Below are 1,196 nucleotides of genomic sequence, written 5' to 3' on the forward strand. Positions count from 1 at the left end.
GTCGGTTGGGTGCTCACCGCCGGCACTGTCGGTTATCTCACCTCCAGCGTGCTGGCCGGGTTCACGTTGGCCCGGGTGGGCGTGGGCGCCCTGCTCGCCGGGAGCACCCTGCTGGCCAGCCTGGCGCTGACCGGCTATTCGGTGAGCCCCACGCTGGCCGTGCTGGTGGGTTGTGCGCTGCTGGTCGGGCTCGGGTCCGGTGCTGTCGACTCCGGGCTCAACGCGTACGCCGCCGGGGCCTTCGGGCCGCGCCACATGAACTGGCTGCACGCCTTCTTCGGCCTGGGCGTGGCGATCGGCCCGCTGATCATGACCGGGGTGCTCAGCGCCGGGCTGGTCTGGCGCTGGGGGTACGGCATCGTGGCCGCCGCCCAGCTCGTTCTCGCCATCGCGTTCGCGCTCACCGTGCGGGCCTGGCAACGCGGCGTCCCGGCCGACACCGCTGTCGACGCCGCCGGAACGGAAGGCGCCGGGATCGCGCCCGCCGCGTCGGCGGTCGTCCGGGTTCCGGTCCGGGAGACGCTGCGGCTGCCGGCGGTCTGGTCCGGGCTGCTCGCCTTCGCGCTGTACGTGGCCATCGAGGTGTCCGCCGGCCTCTGGGCGTTCCTCCTGCTGACCGAGGGGCGCGGGCTGAGCGCGGCGGTGGCCGGCGGTTGCGTCTCCGCGTACTGGGGCAGCCTCTTCGTCGGTCGGATCGTGCAGGGTGTGGTGGCCGAGCGGCTGGGTTCCAGCCTGGTGCTGCGGGCCAGCCTGGCCGGAATGGCAGTGGGGGCCGCGCTGATCGCGATCCCCGGGCCGGCAGCGCTGGCGGTGCTCGGTCTGGTCGTCGTCGGTTTCGCCGCCGCGCCGGTGTTCCCGCTGCTCACCCTCACCACCGCCGACCGGGTCGGCCCGGCGCACACGGACCGGGCCATCGGACTGCAGATCGGCGCGTCCGGCATCGGCGCGGCGCTCGTCCCGGCCGCGCTGGGCGTGCTGATCGGCAACACGTCAGTGGAGGTGCTGGGATCGGCCCTGGTGGTGCTCGCGCTGGGGCTGATCGCGCTCTACGAATGGGGTGCGCGGCGACCTTCCGCAGGTCCGTCCGCTGCGGTGGTGCTGCCCGCCCAGCCCGACGGCGATCAGACGTCCGGGCCGGTCCGTCCGGTGGTGGACGGGCGGTAGGCGCGCTGCGGGTCGGTGGCCTCCCGGGTGTT

General features: G+C 74.4%; 1 protein-coding gene. It reads left to right on the forward strand.

The window, feature by feature from the left end:
- Window positions 1–1,164 (forward strand): MFS transporter (locus ACWCO3_RS34710; RefSeq protein WP_450014250.1); only part of this gene is annotated, 1,164 nt, incomplete at its 5' end.
- Window positions 1,165–1,196: the final 32 nt, after the last annotated feature.

The organism is Micromonospora sp. NPDC002411 (genome assembly GCF_053592955.1).